The sequence below is a fragment of the Psychrobacter sp. AntiMn-1 genome (assembly GCF_001854065.1).
Lineage (GTDB): Bacteria > Pseudomonadota > Gammaproteobacteria > Pseudomonadales > Moraxellaceae > Psychrobacter > Psychrobacter pacificensis.
The window spans coordinates 213,953-231,186 of the sequence record NZ_CP012969.1; the positions used below are offsets into that span (position 1 = coordinate 213,953).

The 17,234-nt window shown below is 44.4% G+C and carries 13 protein-coding genes and 1 pseudogene; 2 read left to right on the forward strand and 12 right to left on the reverse strand.

Features of this window, described 5'->3' with window-relative positions; translation table 11 throughout:
- Window positions 1-314 precede the first annotated feature (314 nt).
- A complete protein-coding gene (locus tag AOT82_RS00855; protein WP_071001395.1) occupies window positions 315-1,646 on the forward strand; it encodes a S1C family serine protease in 1,332 nt (443 codons plus the stop codon).
- A gap of 126 nt (window positions 1,647-1,772) precedes the next feature.
- Here the strand turns inward: AOT82_RS00855 and yfaE are convergent, their stop codons facing one another.
- From yfaE to AOT82_RS00900, 9 genes are all read right to left on the reverse strand, one after another.
- Window positions 1,773-2,042, reverse strand: coding sequence for a class I ribonucleotide reductase maintenance protein YfaE (gene yfaE / locus AOT82_RS00860; RefSeq protein ID WP_071001396.1), 270 nt, complete (start codon window positions 2,040-2,042; stop codon window positions 1,773-1,775).
- 136 nt (window positions 2,043-2,178) lie between these two features.
- A complete protein-coding gene (nrdB, locus tag AOT82_RS00865; RefSeq protein ID WP_071001397.1) occupies window positions 2,179-3,312 on the reverse strand; it encodes a class Ia ribonucleoside-diphosphate reductase subunit beta in 1,134 nt (377 codons plus the stop codon).
- Between the two features lie 86 nt (window positions 3,313-3,398).
- On the reverse strand, window positions 3,399-3,770 hold the full coding sequence (locus AOT82_RS00870; RefSeq protein WP_071001398.1) for a hypothetical protein: 372 nt from the start codon (window positions 3,768-3,770) through the stop codon (window positions 3,399-3,401).
- Window positions 3,771-3,806: 36 nt separating this feature from the next.
- Window positions 3,807-4,094, reverse strand: coding sequence for a type II toxin-antitoxin system RelE family toxin (locus AOT82_RS00875; protein WP_071001399.1), 288 nt, complete (start codon window positions 4,092-4,094; stop codon window positions 3,807-3,809).
- Window positions 4,084-4,335, reverse strand: coding sequence for a type II toxin-antitoxin system Phd/YefM family antitoxin (locus AOT82_RS00880; protein ID WP_071001400.1), 252 nt, complete (start codon window positions 4,333-4,335; stop codon window positions 4,084-4,086). Before AOT82_RS00880 ends, AOT82_RS00875 begins: the two co-directional genes overlap by 11 nt.
- Window positions 4,336-4,720: 385 nt before the next feature.
- Window positions 4,721-6,241: an RNA-directed DNA polymerase gene (locus AOT82_RS00885; protein WP_071001401.1), complete on the reverse strand. Its 1,521-nt coding sequence runs from the start codon at window positions 6,239-6,241 to the stop codon at window positions 4,721-4,723.
- A 165-nt stretch (window positions 6,242-6,406) separates the two neighbouring features.
- Window positions 6,407-8,683, reverse strand: coding sequence for a class 1a ribonucleoside-diphosphate reductase subunit alpha (nrdA, locus tag AOT82_RS00890; protein WP_071001402.1), 2,277 nt, complete (start codon window positions 8,681-8,683; stop codon window positions 6,407-6,409).
- Window positions 8,684-9,182: 499 nt separating this feature from the next.
- Window positions 9,183-9,473: a YbeD family protein gene (locus tag AOT82_RS00895; RefSeq protein WP_058024867.1), complete on the reverse strand. Its 291-nt coding sequence runs from the start codon at window positions 9,471-9,473 to the stop codon at window positions 9,183-9,185.
- 276 nt (window positions 9,474-9,749) lie between these two features.
- The gene (locus AOT82_RS00900; protein WP_071001403.1) at window positions 9,750-10,676 is read right to left on the reverse strand and encodes a bestrophin family protein; all 927 of its coding nucleotides are present in this window, start codon (window positions 10,674-10,676) and stop codon (window positions 9,750-9,752) included.
- 175 nt (window positions 10,677-10,851) lie between these two features.
- Between AOT82_RS00900 and AOT82_RS13560 the strand changes: the two are divergent.
- A pseudogene (locus tag AOT82_RS13560) lies at window positions 10,852-11,075 on the forward strand (sodium-independent anion transporter); the annotation flags it as partial.
- 68 nt (window positions 11,076-11,143) lie between these two features.
- Here the strand turns inward: AOT82_RS13560 and rpoD are convergent.
- From rpoD to AOT82_RS00915, 3 genes are all read right to left on the reverse strand, one after another.
- A complete protein-coding gene (rpoD, locus tag AOT82_RS00905; RefSeq protein ID WP_071001404.1) occupies window positions 11,144-13,069 on the reverse strand; it encodes an RNA polymerase sigma factor RpoD in 1,926 nt (641 codons plus the stop codon).
- Between the two features lie 529 nt (window positions 13,070-13,598).
- Window positions 13,599-15,824: a DNA primase gene (locus tag AOT82_RS00910; protein ID WP_071001405.1), complete on the reverse strand. Its 2,226-nt coding sequence runs from the start codon at window positions 15,822-15,824 to the stop codon at window positions 13,599-13,601.
- 139 nt (window positions 15,825-15,963) lie between these two features.
- Complete coding sequence (locus tag AOT82_RS00915) at window positions 15,964-17,145, reverse strand: outer membrane protein assembly factor BamD (RefSeq protein ID WP_071001406.1); 1,182 nt, start codon at window positions 17,143-17,145, stop codon at window positions 15,964-15,966.
- Window positions 17,146-17,234 lie beyond the last annotated feature (89 nt).

A 17,234-nucleotide genomic window follows, 5' to 3' on the forward strand; every position in this document is an offset into this window, starting at 1 on the left:
CAAAGACTCATAAAAGATAAATAATTGATCATTATCTATCGCAAATATCTGATAGCGATGATTTTAACATGGCACTGTAAAAGAGTAGACAAGATGGATAACTGAAATGGTACACGATACGTTACTATTTCACGGCATTGCGGTTATAATTTATAAATGTGAGTCTGCCTAGCTCTGGCTATTAATTGCCTAATCAAGCAATTACCTAGTCAAGCCATAATGGTTGAATAATCCAAGCCATGATGGTTGAATAATCGCAGTCTTCTCACCTTATTTCTCACTGTCCGTCTGCATTACATTTATAGAGGTTCTATATGTCGTCATCCCAGAACACCAATAACACCCGTAACAAGGTTTCTTTATTAAAATGGTTGCCTTGGGTCTTATTGCTGCTGGTGTTAGTAGCGTTTATCTGGTTGTTCACGAGTATGAAGTCATCATCGGAGGCCACGTGGGAGCCGCCGAGAACCCCGCCAGCCGAGCAGCAAGCGTCAGAGCCAGTTGCGGATACACCAGCGCCCATCTCTTCTTATCATAATGCAGTTGCGCGCGCGTCGCAGTCGGTCGTCAATATCTACACCACACAAACGATGACAGAGCATCCTTATATGGATGATCCCGTATTGCGCCGGTTTTTTGAATATCATGGTGGCCCATCACAAGAGCAGGGCAATACCAATCTAGGCTCTGGTGTGATCGTATCAGAAGATGGCTATATCGTGACCAATGCGCATGTCATCGAAAAAGCGGATGAGATCACGGTTGCATTTAACGATGGACGCAAGAGCCGCGCCAAAATCATCGGTACAGACCCTGATAGTGATCTAGCAGTGATTAAGGTTGAGATGACAGGATTGACGCCGCTTGGTTTCCGCGAAGATCCTATTCGCGTGGGGGATCTGGCTTTGGCAATTGGTAATCCATTTGGGGTCGGTCAGACGGTGACGCAAGGGATTATCTCAGCGACTGGGCGTACTGGACTGGGCGTCAATAAGTTCGAAGACTTCATCCAGACGGATGCGGCGATCAATCCAGGTAACTCAGGTGGCGCGCTGGTCGATGCTCGTGGTGAGCTAGTCGGTATCAATACGGTGATATTCTCGCGCTCTGGCGGCTCGATGGGTATTGGCTTTGCGATTCCTACATCATTGGTCGAGCAAGTGATGAACGCGCTGATCAAAGACGGCCGCGTCAGTCGTGGTTGGCTCGGTATCGAAATCCAGTCACAGCTACGTGACCCAACGCAGCTTGAGACCTCAACGGGCGTGGAAGTGCTAAACGTCATCGAAGGCAGTCCTGCTGCCAAGAGTGGTTTGCGTGTTGGCGATATCATCCTAACCATCGATGGTGTCGAGATGACCGATGCCAATACCTTGATCCAATATGTCGCTCGTAAGCCGCCGAACACTGAGTTGGATGCTCAGATACTACGCCGCGGCAAAAATGCTCAAGTCAAAATAATGCTAGAAGAGCGTCCAGTGCAAGAGCCCATCGAGCGTCCTGTCGTACTACAGGGTGAGAGTATGGATGGGATGGGTGGCAGTATCCAAGGTGATCAGCAAGCACCGATGATGTCAGAAGCAGAGCGTGATCGCATGCGCGAAGAGCTAATGAAACTGTTTGAGCAAGACTCTGTAGCACAATAAAGTGTGTTGCTAAATTACACAAAAAAGCGCGCTCCTTTGGATAAGGAGCGCGCTTTTTTATTGAGTTAAATTTTATCAAAGCATAAAAGCTAATGTTCAGGCCAGTCTTTAGTCCCTACTATTTTGCTAAGGCTTTTCAATCAGCTCATGGTTGATATAGATTACACCCCGCACACGGCAACAGCAGGGCAGGATTTCATCCTCTTCAATCATGGCAAGCGGGTTAAATGGATAATCGACCGTATGCGAGCTAGCAATACGCTTGACTCGGCAGCTACCACAATAGCCCTCGCGGCATTGATAGTTGACATCGTGTCCGGTGCGTAATAGTCCATCTAGTAGACTTTCGTCATCATGTAGATAGAACTGCTTTTTACTGGTCATTACCCAAGTCATCGCTCATCCTATTGGGATATCTGTGCTATTACTATCCCTACTATTAACCGATAAAATGATTACAGATCAACCCTTTATAATTTAAAACCTTTATAGCTCAAAGCTCTTACAACTCAGCTCTTATAATTCGGAGCCTTTATAGTTCAAAGTCGTCAAAATCACTGTCTGATAAATCAGAGTCAATCTGACCAACCAAGTACGAGCTAATCTCGGTCTCTTGTGGGGCGACCTGCACATTGTCAGACGACAACCACGTGTTGATCCACGGGATTGGGTTTGATTTTGAGTTCGGGAACGCCGCTGGCAAGCCGACGGTTTCCATACGTAAGTTGGTGATGTATTCGATATATTGGCACAGAATATCTTCGTTGAGACCGATCATCGAGCCATCTTTGAACAGATAGCCTGCCCATTCTTTTTCTTGCTCGGCAGCCTTGCGGAAGATCTCAATACTTTCATCAAAACACTCTGCGGCAATCTCGACCATCTCAGGATCGTCACGACCATTACGCATGAGATTTAGCATGTGCTGCGTACCGGTCAAATGCAACGCTTCGTCACGAGCGATCAGTTTGATGATTTTGGCATTGCCTTCCATCAATTTGCGCTCAGCAAAGGCAAACGAGCAGGCAAACGACACATAAAAACGAATGGCCTCTAGGACGTTGACCGCCATGATGCATAGATACATTTGCTTTTTCAGCGATCGTAAATCAACGGTCACTTCCTCACCATTTATATTATGCGTACCTGGACCGTATAAGCTATATAGCTGCGAGTTGCGATACAGCTCATCATAGTACTGAGCGATATCAGAGGCGCGGCCTAAGATGTGCTCGTTTTGCATAATGTCATCAAAGATAATATTTGGGTCATTGACGATATTACGAATGATATGGGTATAGCTGCGCGAGTGAATCGTCTCGCTAAACGACCATGTCTCAATCCACGTCTCAAGCTCAGGGATAGACACTAGCGGCAGTAGCACCACGTTTGGACTACGACCTTGGATAGAGTCGAGTAGGGTCTGATACTTGAGGTTGCTCAAAAATATATGCTGCTCATGCGAGGACAGATTGCTAAAATCGATACGGTCGCGTGACACATCGACTTCTTCTGGACGCCAAAAGAATGACAACTGCTTTTCAATCAATTGCTCAAAGATGGGGTGCTTTTGTTGGTCATAGCGCGCCACGTTGACGGGCTGACCAAAGAACATCGGCTCTGTTAGCGCATTGTTTGGCGTTTGCGAAAAAATCGAGTAAGTCATGGGACTGCCTTTATCATTGATACGGTTATGAAATTATATAAATTGGATATGATTATATTATAAATTTTGGTCAATGGCTTTTTGGGTTAAAGGTTCTCTAGCGATATCTGTGAGGGCTCTTTGCCATCGTTCATATAGGCTTTGAATATTTCGCTCAGTTCACTATCATCGAGTGCTTCTAATTCATCCAGTGCGCTTTTACGTAGGGTACTCACATCAGACGCTTCTGCTGCTGTTTTTACGTCTTTTTTAGCCGCGCGCGATGCTGGTTTTTTGGCTGCTTTTGCCACGCTTTTTTTGGCGACGGCTGCCTTTGGCGCTTCATCCATCTCTAACTGCTGACGCACCGCTGCAATATCAACCTCGACTTGTACGATATGCGAGCCACCATCGTTTAGGTCTGAAAATACGTTTGGGATAAACAAACCACCGTCTTTGATGATTGCGGTATAGTGCACATGACCTCCGTCGTTTTAGTTATTTCTAAGTTTTCGTTAGGGTTGACGCGTCGCCAGACTGTCATATACCTTGTTGTTTTCTCTTTTACCGACTGCCAATACATAAACCACCACCACGTCATCTTTAACGGTATATACCAAACGATACCCTATGGTGCGTAATTTAATTTTATAAGTATCTGTATGTCCAGAAAGTTTCGACGCAGGCACATGAGGGTTGGATAGTCGCTGCTGTAATTTTTTCTTAAACTGCTGTTGGATGCTTGGCGCTATCTTTTTCCATTCTTTTAACGCTAACGGGTGAAACTCAAGACTATAAGTCATCGAGCGTAACCTTGATAGGCGCTTGCCCATCATTCATCCGTGCGTTTACGGTTTGGCTGAGTGCCATATCGTCCATCGCTTCCATCATACGCTCGTACATGTCTGTGGAAACCAAGTAAGCCACGGGTTTGTTGTGGTTTAAAATCGCAATCGACTCACCATCTGACTGTTTGATCAAGGCAGAAGGGTTGTTTTTTAGCTCTGAAATACTGGCTGTTTGTGTCGCAAATATCGGTTGCATGCCCCATTCTCCATTAAAATTATGCTCTAAATATAGGGCTAATTTTAGCACGAAAATTAGGTCTTACTTGTTACTGTGTTAAATTTAAATATTAAGGTAGCCAATCCCGCCTACCGCTTGTATCTGCTTAGCCGCTGGCGTGCAGTCTATCGTGTCTGACCGCATTCCTGTTGCCTCGATACTACGTCCAGTCAGAGACTGCAACGCCATCGTCGTCAGCAGGATATCGCTATAGTCGGGGCTAAACGACCTTGTTATGGTGTTTTTCTTTTTTCTTAGCGACCTTGCTGTTTGAGTATATTTTGTAGGGTGCGACTCGCTCACCTTTAAACACAATTTTTATATCATCGGTGCGCTGGACGAACCCTACAACTTAAATTATCTATCAAATGTCTTTCACCCATTTTGCTACCCATTTCTCAATAGATGAAGATGAGTTTTTCTGTATAAAACTTAGCCAGTGTTTTCTCTCATCTTTAGGTAGGATTTGTGCCGCTCTAATAACAGCTAGTTTTTCCTTATTATTAAAATTTTGTATTTCGTCCTTTTTACTTCTTATCCATGACAACTTATTTAGTTTTATAGCTGCTTTCGATTGACAATTGATGCTAGTGTTTGCAAATACAAAAACCTCAATTTGCGGTATCTTAAGGATTTCTATATTTCGAGATATGTACCACTCGAACCATGTTTTTACAAGATTTCGCTGCATAAATGAAGAAGTTGATAATCCTATAATTTCATTTTTCCACTTGTCAATGAAGTTAGTATCACTTACTTTGTCTAGATATAGGAAAACATCATTCACTACAGGTAGAAATAAATTGAAATTATCAAAGATAACCTGTGCTGATTTTTCTATTTTATGTTTCTTTGACTTTCTAATAAAGTATCTAGCTATTCCTAAGTCCAGATGCTCATTATCTAGTATTCTTTGAGAAACCAAGTCGATTTGCTCTTCAAAAGAGTGACTTTCGTCTAGAAACGGATTATCCATTTCTTCAAACTGCTCAGAATAAGGATTGAATACTTCAATTTTTCTTATAATTTCTTGCTTTTCAATTTCATAACTATTGAACATAACTTTGTTAATGTATTCTTTACTTCCCATAATACCTGTTTTATCAGTAGCTATGGTCAATCTATGGCTCTTGTAAAGATACAGCGTTAAATTTTCTAATACTGAGGTGAGTTTTTCTTTATTATTTGAGAATATTCTATAGTCATCTACATATCTTGTATGTTTAATATTTTGGCCAATTAGATATTCATCTATATCTAATAGAATGGCTTCAGCCATCAATACACTGGCAGCAGGGCCTACGGGGATACCTTGAGAAGTTTTCCCATTCAAGGTGGATAAAAAGTACTCAACATCTTCAGCCACTTTTTCTAAAGTATGATCAGCATAAGAAATAGCGTTACACAGTCTATGGAGATAGATTTGATTATAAAAATCTGTTATATCAGTATAAAGAACATAATCAAACTCAGAAGCTAAACTTTGAGATTTATCTATATATTCCTGAAAGCCATTACCATTCGAAAAAAAACTACCATTCTTAATTTCTATTCTATATGAACAAGCTACTTTAGATTCTTTTGGAACTCTCTTATTCTCAATAGCTTCTGCCACTGTATATGCTAAACTTATATATATTAAAGTTTCTATAGCGTCTAGCTGTTGAACTACACGGAATCCACCTTTAGGCTTGGTCGAAGTAGATGTCGTAGGACTATTAAAAGACATGCTTTTAATACTGGTAGACATTAGTTCTTTTTTTACTTCGTCCCATGAATGCCATAAAGCTTCATATTCTTCTAGTTTCGGGAAGAAATCAGAATCATAATATTTTTCTATATGTTCTCTGGCGAATTCTAAAGATTGATCAGATAGAAAGCTCATTTGATATGTCTCTGATATTGTTACTGATGATATAAAATAGCCAAGACTACAATAAGTAAACAGCGAGCTTAACCCAAAAGCCAAGCCCGCCATCCTCAGAAATTCTATTTAAAGAATTTCTCTTGCGAACCTAAAATTGACATGCAATTTTTTAACGGTTCTCACCTAAATCTTACATGCCCCACCAGCACAATCATCTTCCATATCCGCTTGGGCATCGTTCGCACCATCACGCGTGTTATGGTAGTACAACGTCTTCACACCCATTTTATAAGCGTTTAGCAAGTCTTTTAGCAATATCTTCATCGGTACACGGCCACCAGCATAACGAACAGGATCGTAGTTGGTATTGGCAGAGATACTTTGATCGACGAATTTTTGCATGATAGCGACCAGCTTTAGGTAACCGTCATTGTTTGGCATTTGCCATAGTAGCTCGTACTGATCTTTTAGGGTAGCAATCTCAGGCACGACTTGCTTTAAGATGCCATCTTTTGACGCTTTGATAGAGACCAGACCACGTGGTGGCTCGATACCGTTGGTCGCGTTGGCGATCTGACTTGAGGTCTCAGACGGCATCAAGGCGGTTAGGGTAGAGTTGCGTAGACCGTGTTCCGTGATATCCCTACGTAGCGTTTCCCAATCGAGATGTAGCGGCTCTTGGCAGATTGTATCCAAGTCGGCTTTGTACGTATCAATCGGCAAGATACCTTGTGAGTACGTGGTCTCATTGAACGCAGGGCACGCGCCTTGCTCTTTTGCCAATTTGTTTGAGGCTTTTAAGAGATAGAACTGCAATGCTTCAAACGTCTGATGGGTCAGACCAAGTGCGCTGTCGTCAGAGTAGCGTGCGCCATTCTTAGCCAAGTAGTAAGCGTAGTTAATCACGCCCACACCAAGCGTACGTCGGCGCATACTGCCATTTTCAGCAGCTTTGACCGGATAGTCTTGATAGTCGAGTAGGGCATCAAGGGCACGGACGATTAGCTCGGCTGGCTCTTCGATGTCGCTGACGCTCTCGACTTTACCCAAGTTGACCGCTGATAGCGTACAAAGGGCGATTTCGCCTTCTTCGTCATTGATGTTATCCAGTGGTTTGGTCGGTAGCGCGATTTCCATACATAGGTTTGACTGGCGAATCGGGGCAACCGTCGCATCAAATGGGCTATGGGTGTTGCAATGATCGACGTTTTGGATATAGATACGACCCGTACTGGCGCGCTCTTGCATCATTAGGCTGAACAAATCAGCAGCTGGGATTTGACGGCTACGGATGTTAGGATCATTTTCGTATTTGGTGTATAGCGCTTCGAATTTGTCTTGGTCTTCAAAGAACGCATCATATAGGCCTGGCGTGTCACTTGGTGAAAATAGCGAGATGTCTTGACCTTTGATGAGGCGCGTGTACATCGTTTTGTTTAATTGTACGCCGTAGTCCATATGACGGACACGGTTGTCTTCGACGCCGCGGTTGTTTTTGAGTACCAGTAATGACTCAACTTCCAAATGCCATAATGGGTAAAATAGGGTCGCAGCACCGCCACGGACGCCCCCTTGTGAGCAGCATTTCACCGCTGTTTGGAACAGTTTGTAGAATGGGATACAGCCAGTATGCTGCGCTTCACCGCCACGGATCGGGCTACCAAGGGCACGGATACGGCCAGCGTTGATGCCGATACCAGCGCGCTGTGACACGTAGCGTACGATGGCGCTGGTGGTCGCGTTGATTGAGTCTAGGCTGTCACCACATTCGATCAGTACGCACGAGCTAAACTGACGCGATGGCGTACGCACACCTGACATGATCGGTGTCGGTAGTGAGATTTTGAATTCTGAGGTCGCATCATAAAAGCGTTTGACGTAGCTTAAGCGCTCAGCTTTGTCGTAATTGGCAAATAGACACATGCCCACGAGCATATATAAGAACTGCGGGCTTTCGTACACGGTCTTCGTGACACGGTCTTGTACTAGGTATTTCCCTGCCATTTGCTCGACAGCAGCATAGGCAAGGTTCATATCACGCCAATGATCCAGATATTCTTCTAACTCGTCAAATTCAGCACGGCTATAGTCCGCTAGGATATGCTTATCATATTTGCCCGCGTCGGTGAGCGTTTTGACATGGTCATACAGGTGCGGCGGCTCAAACTGGTTATACGCAATCTTACGTAGATGGAAGATCGCCAAGCGCGCGGCGAGATATTGATAATCAGGCGTGGTCTCAGAGATAAGGTCGGCAGCAGATTTGATGATGGTTTCGTGAATATCACGGGTTTTGATGCCTTCATAAAACTGGATGTGCGACTTTAGCTCAACTTGCGACACAGAGACGTTGTCCAATCCATCCGCCGCCCACGCTATTACCTTATGAATTTTGTCTAAATTAATAGGCTCTAAACGTCCATCACGCTTGGTTACTTGGATTTTATCAATATGTGTCATGTTGGCCTCTATTTTGATTGCTTATAGTGATGCTGCGCGCCAAAGGAGCGGCAGACATTCTTTATGACGCGATTGTAGTCGATGGTAGCAGTAGTTTTTTGGCAACAAGCAGCCACTACCCATAGTGATAGCAAAAATCACTGAGTACTACATATAGCGTGTTTGTTAATCGGTAGGCACAATATAGCGGGAAAATTTTGAAAATACTATATTGATTTTAGGATAAAACTATGTTGCTACAAGGTTGTAGGCAGTCCAAATTTTGGCAAAGGACGATGGGATAAGGGTTAGACGCAAATGCGGTCGATCATAAATTTTTTGTAAAAATAGTGTGGCCGTTTGCTTTTTATTTTCTCAGTGATTGTCGCCTGATAACCATCACCATGGCGGCAATAATGCGGGCGCAGATTGTACATCAAACCACAAAAAATCGCCACCCATATGTTATTACTAGCGAGTGACGACTTGGACCAAAAGGCGCTAAACCTGTCTGAACGATTTACAAAACCATGCGGACCGTCTTGGCGTTATCAAGCGCGGCATAAAGTGTATTGACTTGATCAGCGGCTGTTAGGTACAGATTGACCCGTGCTGAATGAAAGCGACCCGTTCTAGAAGGTTTCACTTCAATAGAGGCCAAATCAAAATCAGGGAATTGGCTACCCAAGATCAGCTTGATTTCATTAAGCAGGCTCTCGTGCTCACCTTCATGACCAATGATGCTGAGTGGGTAGTTCATCGGGAACTCCCAAAGCTCTGGGTTTTGAATGTCTGTTTTTTTGCCTTTCAGAACGCCTTTATTTGGCGTCAAATCAGTGACTTTCACTGATGGCTGATTGCTGGTTGGGTTATTTACATTGTTGTCGACGTTGTCGTTATTATTTTTTGAATCATCACTCATGATATGAGCCTCGCTTTTATAGATAATATTTTTGAATAAATCAGCTGGTTAGAGTAGAGATTTTACCTACAGTACCTTTGTCTGCTATTTATAGTGGCGTGCGGTGGATTATTCAAGTTACGTTTGCCGCTGGTTTATTGTATGGCGCTTAGATGACGGCAATATTTACGGCAAATAACCATCAATAGGCATAATGTCAGTCGGCAGATTGGTTTCTCCCAGCGCTTCTCGCAGATTTATTTCGATCGTGCGTGACAAGGCGGTCAGAGGTAACTGATTAGCCGCCAAACCAAACGGCTCTTCTAGCTCTTCGCTCAGCGCATCTAACCCAAAAAACGTATAAGCAATCACGGCACAAACCAAGGGCGTTGCCCAACCAAGCGAGGCGACCAAGCCAAAAGGCAGCATGACGCAATACAAGTAGGTCGTACGATGTACCAGCAGCATATAAGCAAAAGGTAGCGGTGTGTTATGAATACGCTCGCAGGCTGCCAAGACAATCGTCATAGAGGTCAGGCGCTCATCCATGTTTTGGATGACTTGCTCTGAGACCAGTCCTTGACGCCGAATATCGCCGAGATGCTTACCCATGAGGCGCATTATATGGTCAGGGACATTTTTTGCTTGGCGCATACCATTATGATGTATGGATGCGACAAAGGGATCTATGTCCGCCCAAGGTGGCGTACCACGCAGCCTGTGGCGCACCGCATGTGCAAAAGCAATGGTCAGATATACCATGGTGCGCTGAGTCTCACGACCATGCTCGTTGTCATCATCTATAAAGGATAAGACTTGGCGCGTTAAGCTGCGAGCATCATATACCAACTGGCCCCATAGCATCCGTGCTTCCCACCAACGCTGATAGCTGGCATTATTTCGAAATCCCAAAAACAGCGATAATGCGATGCCCAATAAGGTAAAAGTGGTGATACCATAATAAGGAAAAGAGTCAGGAATCCAGTGTTGAATAATGGTAATGGCTGTACTAAGGATGGTAACCAATAGCAGCTGCGGATAGATTTTTGGAATGATTGAACCGCGAAGGGCGAAAAATATCTTAAACGGGTGGGGTGTTTGCCGGACAATCATGTCAGTTTCCTAGCGATGAAATCTGTGAGCGTAGTATTGCAGGTGCCGTATGATTCTAATACAGAATCTAAGTCTGTAAAGCCCAAAAGACTATAAATTTATTCAAACTAAGAAGTAGGGTGGTCACTTAAGCTCGGTAATTGGGATGGTCAAAAAGTTAAATCCTCGCCTATGCTTTTCGTCAGCAGAGCGTATGACTGAATCCTTTGATATTAAAGAGTCTGTCTCTAAAGTAGTTATTGAACAGCAATCGCTGCGATTGATAAAGTCATTATCAAATTTCGCCGTGAAGGCACTGAGGTAGAGCTTATTGGTTTGAACGAGGCAAGCCAGACGATGATAGACAATTTCGGTGTGCATGACAAACCAGATGCTGAGCAAAATTTAGGCGCGCATTGATAACATAGATTAACAAACACAAAAAAGCCGAGATAAACTCGGCTTTTTTTATTTAGCTTCATTGAATATTAGTCATTTTCAAGGAAAGAACGTAAATGCTCAGAACGTGAGGGATGACGCAGTTTACGCAACGCTTTTGCCTCGATCTGACGGATACGTTCACGGGTAACATCGAACTGCTTACCAACTTCTTCTAAAGTATGATCCGTTGGCATGTCGATACCAAAACGCATCTTTAATACACGGGCTTCACGCTCAGTCAGGTTGCCGAGTACATCACGAGTGGCTTCTTGTAGTCCAGCAGACGTTGCATCGTCGACAGGGCTTGAGATCGTACCATCTTCGATGAAGTCACCTAAGTGTGAATCTTCATCATCACCGATAGGCGTCTCCATAGAGATAGGCTCTTTGGCAATCTTGAGCACCTTACGGACTTTGACTTCGTCCATCTCTAGACGTTCGCCTAATTCCTCAGGCGTTGGCTCGCGGCCCATTTCTTGTAGCAGCTGACGTGAGACACGGTTGATCTTGTTGATCGTCTCAATCATATGCACAGGGATACGAATGGTACGCGCTTGGTCAGCGATAGAGCGCGTGATTGCCTGACGAATCCACCATGTGGCATACGTTGAGAACTTATAACCACGGCGATATTCAAACTTATCAACCGCTTTCATCAGACCGATATTACCTTCTTGGATCAGATCCAAGAACTGTAGGCCGCGGTTGGTGTATTTTTTGGCAATAGAGATAACCAGACGCAAGTTGGCCTCAACCATTTCTTTTTTCGCGCGGCGAGCTTTTGCTTCACCAACGGCCATACGACGTGCCACGTCTTTCATGTCGTGGATTTTCATATCAAGCTGCTGCTCATAATCACGAATACGGCGCTGAAGTAAAATAACGTCATCAGTGACTTTTTCTAGCGTGCCCGCAAATGCAGGCTTACCTTTGATACGCTCAATGAGCCAATCGACATTGGTTTCATTGCTAGGGAAGGTCTTACGGAACTCTTCACGCGGCATACGACCACGGCGAATCACCAAGCGCATGATTTGACGCTCTTGCTTACGCACGTCGTCGTAGACGTCATGCATGATCGCCATGACTTGGTCTGACAAGCGATTATTGAGCTTTAGCATCATAAAGCGTTCAGCAAGTAACGCGTACGCAGTATCCGCCTGCACGCTACCACGACCATAATCAAGCAGCGCTTGCTTGGCTTTGATAAATAGATGCTCGATCTCTTCTAGACGCAAACGTACTTCTTCTGGATCAAGACCGCTGCTTTCTTCTTCAGCTTCTTCTTCAACGTCGTCTTCGTCTTCATCTTCGTCATCATCAAGTGCGGCTGCCTTGGCATTCACTTTAGCTTTGATGATAGGCGGGTTTTCTTTTTCTTCTTTGATGCGCTCACGCTCTTCTTTCACCGCATCTTTGGCTTCTTGAGCGGCGATTTTATCTTCTTCGGTTTCAGGATCTAAGAAACCAGTGATGACGTCAGATAGCTTTTTTTCGCCATCTTGTACTTTTTGGTATTCATCAAGGACGAACTGTACGGTGCCAGGCCAGTAAGCCATGGCATGCTGTACATCACGAATACCTTCTTCGATACGCTTAGCAATGGAGATCTCACCTTCACGGGTAAGAAGATCAACTGTACCCATCTCACGCATATACATACGGACAGGGTCAGTGGTACGACCAGGCTCGGTTTCAACAGAGGCAAGTACTGCCGCTGCTTCGTCTGCTGCCATGTCATCATCACTTGAATCATCGTTCATCAAGATGTCATCGGCATCAGGGGCAGACTCAAAGATTTTGATACCAACATCGGTTAGCATCTGCACAATATCTTCGATCTGATCGCTTTCGGTAATAGAGTCGGGCAGCTGGTCATTCACCTCAGCATAGGTAAGATACCCTTGCTCTTTGCCCATTTGGATTAAGGTGGCCAGTTGAGATGTGGACTGAGAAACTGACTTATCGTTCATAAATACTCGCTTACTTGCATCGGACATTTTTATATTGTGACTCGCTATCGCTCGCTCTTTGCGTTGATCTTATCAATCGATTGATCAAAATATGGCGTAGAGGTTGTCAATAATATCAAAAATGAGTTGATATGAATAAAGGCTCAAAACACTACAATAACAATGCTAAAAAACAGCTAAAAATTAGAAAAGCTAAAAAGACTTCAATACAGTACCTAAAAAAATATAGTACTTAAAATTTAATACTCAAAATAGTATCTAAAAGCAGATACGTAAAATAATACCTAAAATTTGTGCTTAAAGATGCATGCTCACAATCATTAACCAAGCAGTGCTGTCAATATACAGCGACACAGTTTAACACAGACCGCAGTCGTCAAGCACGAGCTAGTGATAGCTACCGACCATTTTTTGCCGTTTATTTGCCATCAGCTAAATGATTTAGGAGTGACTCATGCTACTGGGCATAATCATTAGTAGTGGGGGCAGTGGCTAGAATTTTAAAGGGGCATGATTTGATAATTAAACATTAAGACTGAACGGTGACCATCTGTGCCGATTGCTCTGCCTGCTGTGCCCGTAGCCAATCGTTCAATAATTGGGTTTGTTTACGGACGATCGCAAGCTTAATATGATCAGGGTTTTTTATCAGCTCTTGTATTTTTTTCTTCATATTGCGCTCAAGCAGCTGACTGACTAGCTCTTCGATCAGGCCATCAAGCCCCAAAATATTGCGTGCAGTTAGCGCTTTATAAAAGCCGCCCCAATTACGGCTTAGCATCTCTTGGGTCGCAGGCTTCACATTTGATAAGATAAAATGCGCTGCTGCGTTGGCATCTTTTGGCAAATAATTAAGACAGCGTTTGATAGTGCTCACGATGTCAAGCAGAGCCGCGTCTTGCAGGTCTTCCCAAGCAAGCGGACGCAGCGTATCGGCTGAAGCCTTTTGTTTGATATGCGCAGGTAGGTGTAAGCCATTAATACCAGACTGTTGCCAAATCGATTCGATAGGGTCATCAATGAGTGCGCGCGGCTGAAACAAAAAGCACAGCTGCAATTGTTGGCTGATGGTCATATCACCATCAAAGTCTAGCAGCGCATCTTTGGCCTCGACATTTTGACTGCGCCTGCCGCCAAGCTTTTGATAAACATCATTGTTGAGCAAATAGCGAAAGCTACTGCCTTTTGGCAAAGCGGTCGTCAATGAGCGTACTTGCGACATGAGCTTGGCTTTACCTTCAGCCAGACTCATGTCATAGCGCTCACTTAAGTACGCAAAAATATACTGTGATAACGGCATGGCTTGGCTGATTTGCTCACGCATGGCATCGCTGCCATGGCTCTTGATAAACGTATCAGGATCATGATTATTAGGTAGGGTTAAAAACCGTAACTCTTTATCATCAGCAAGCACAGGTAAGGCAACTTCAAGCGTACGCCAAGCGGCTTTTTGTCCGGCACTGTCGCCATCAAAACTCAAAGTCAGCGTTGGATTGAGTGTCAATAGCCGCGATATCTGACTTTCATTGATTGCCGTACCCATCGAGGCGACCGCGCCATAGATGCCCGCTTGATAGAGAGCAATGACGTCCATGTAACCCTCGACCACCAGCCAGCTATTTGCACGCTGCTGGCGCGACTCATAATAGCCGTAGAGTACATGCTGCTTATGAAAGACGGGCGAGTCTGAGGAGTTGATGTATTTTGGCTTGACCTCATCGTCGAGCGCCCGACCACCAAAACCAATGGTGCGACCTTGGTTGTCACGAATAGGAAAAATAACCCGATCACGCAGCAGATCGTAGTCACGGCCAGACTCTGATTGGCGCACGAGCCCTAGTGCCTTAAGTCCTTCAATATCTTGTGGAAACTGATGCTCAAGATGCTGCCAGCCAAATGGCGCATAGCCAAGACCAAAAGTCTCAAAAGTCTCTTCAGTGAGTCCGCGTGACAAAAAGTATTGCTTGGCATGAGGGTGAGTGTGTAGATTATGCTGATAGAACTGCTGGATCTGCTCTAGCAGATCGTACAAATTGCCATCTTGATCAGACGTCTGATCGATACCAATACTATCCATGCCTGCGTCAGTTTCTGTCAGCCACACTGGCGGATAGCCACTATCGTCCGCATGGTTTGAATAATACGGCTCTGATGGATACGAGTCCATCGAATAAGGCGCTGACTCGTAAGCGTCTAGCGGCGAGAAATTATCGTAACCCTGAGCGTCATCATAACTTGACTGGTCTATGTGATTTTGGTCGCTTTGGTCAACATTATTTTGATGACTGGCTTGACGGTTGTTTTGATAGTTATTTCGATAGCTGTCTTGGTTTGTGCCGTCTTGGTTTGCACCGTCTTGATTTACTTTGCTGTGCTCTATTGTTGGGCTAGGTACATTGTGAACTGGCGGCGGTGCAATAGGTTTTGGCGTACGGCGTTGATAGCTGACGTTCTGTTGCTCTTCTTTTGGTACTTCAATGCCTGTTTGTTTAGATAGCTCATTGACTGCTTCGATAAAGGTAAGATTCTCGTAATCACGCAAAAAACTGATGGCATTGCCACCGACGCTACAGCCAAAACAGTGATAGATATTTTTTTGTGGATTGACATAAAAAGAAGGCGATTTTTCACCGTGAAAAGGGCAGCAGCCTTTATATTCACTACCAGCGCGTTTAAGCGTGGTGTGTTTGCCAATGATGCTGATCAGGTCAGCTTGGCTATTGAGTTGTTCAAGAATATGGTTAGGAATGCTCATACAAAAAACAGTTTACCATAGGTCGATTATGTTGGGGCAGAGGTAATAAGGTACTGCTAGAAAAATAAGGCCAACGTAATGTTGACCTTATTATCAATGAATACAGACTGTGTTAGCTAGGCTAAAAGACCTCACATAATCAATTATTATCCATATTACTCACACTGTCGTCATTTAGCGTAGTGCGACGTGTTGGATTGGTATTTAGTGGATCGACGTTGGCTTCTCGTGCAGTCGAGCCAGTGCTTGATTGGCTGGTCACGCGCTCAGCTGACGCTTCAGGCAGACCTAGGCCTACGCTAATACCATTACGTGCAGACGCATTGTTGGCGACTGGAGTGTTGGCAGGCGTTGTGTTTGTCTCTGCTAGTCTCAACTGGGCTGCGTTGCCAATCATTTGGGTTTTGGTCGCGCCATTATATTCGCCCGTTGCCACTGAGTTGTCAGTTGTGCTTGAACGACCAAGCTGTCCAAAGGTAATCTTATTGAGCCAAGAGCGATCACGTTTGGTGCTCAGTTTGACTTTGCCATTACTCGTCAGCATGTTTGGATAGTTGATTTGCAATAGGGTTTTGTACTCATTTGCCAAATCTGTTAGACCAAGTTTTTCGTGGCTATAGGCTAGGACAGCAATGGCATCTGGTACTGACTCACTCAGTGGATAGTACTGGAAGACCCATTTGGCACGGTTGACAGCTGCCACATAAGCTTCACGCTCGATATACCAGTTGGCTGCGCTCATCTCGCTCTCAGCAAACTGATTATAGATAAATGTCATGCGCTGGGCGGCATCTGGTGCATAGGGGCTATTTGGGTATTTGCTAATAAGTTCTTGGAAGTTGGCAAAGGCAATACGTAGATACGCAGTGTCACGCTCCGCTTGGTTTAATTTAAACAGCTTCAAACTCTCAGACGAGCCTTCCATATTGGCAACGCCGCGTACATAGTAAGCATAGCTGACTTGGGGATTAGAAGGATATAGACGGATGAATTGCTCAGCACTCGCTGCTGCCATCTCGTATTTATCGCTTTGATACTGTGCATACATCATATCAAGTAATGCCTGTTCAGCGTATTGCCCAGTTGGGTAAAAGGTACGCAGATTGGTCAGTTCTTCAACACCTTGAACATAGCGGCCTTTATCGATTTGAGCGATGGCATCGTTATAGTAACCTTGCTCTGATTTCTCCGCTGTTTCTACCGCGTCGACATCTTTGGCGCCAGTGAGGTTTTTGAATGTCTGGCAACCTACTAGATTGACGCTAAGCGCAAGTAAGGTGATTGAGGACAGTTTGATAAACGTATTGCCAACAGCTTGCATACTTCTTCTCCGACACAAGACGCATAATAGCAGCAGTGCTATCATGCTATATAAAAAATTAGTGATAAAAAACGATGCTGAGTATTCAG